The sequence below is a fragment of the Algibacter sp. TI.3.09 genome (assembly GCF_038154905.1).
Classification (GTDB): domain Bacteria; phylum Bacteroidota; class Bacteroidia; order Flavobacteriales; family Flavobacteriaceae; genus Algibacter.
Genome location: NZ_JBAKAN010000073.1, coordinates 1 through 285 on the forward strand (window position 1 = coordinate 1; position 285 = coordinate 285).

Below are 285 nucleotides of genomic sequence, written 5' to 3' on the forward strand. Positions count from 1 at the left end.
AAAACAATAAAGCCATGACTTACACCATTGCTATGGTAGAAGAAGGCTTGCTAGTTTTAACGCGTTTTAAAACACCAAATGCATGGAACGAATTTTACAAACGTGAAGCTTTGGGTGTAAAAACATGGGATGTGTTTGATGATGTTATCGGTGCTTATTCAGGTAGTATCGATCAGGTTTTTGCCATAGGTGGTGATGGTAGTGCTGCCGGTGGAAAAAACAAAAAAGCCAACCGTTTTAAACCTGTTGTGACTCATTTAGGCCCTTTTAAACTAGACCAATTGC

1 protein-coding gene is annotated in these 285 nt (G+C 39.3%); it reads left to right on the top strand.

The annotated features are described in order from the left end of the window. Window positions 1–285 (top strand): hypothetical protein (locus V6246_RS18375; RefSeq protein WP_341561882.1); only part of this gene is annotated, 285 nt, incomplete at both ends.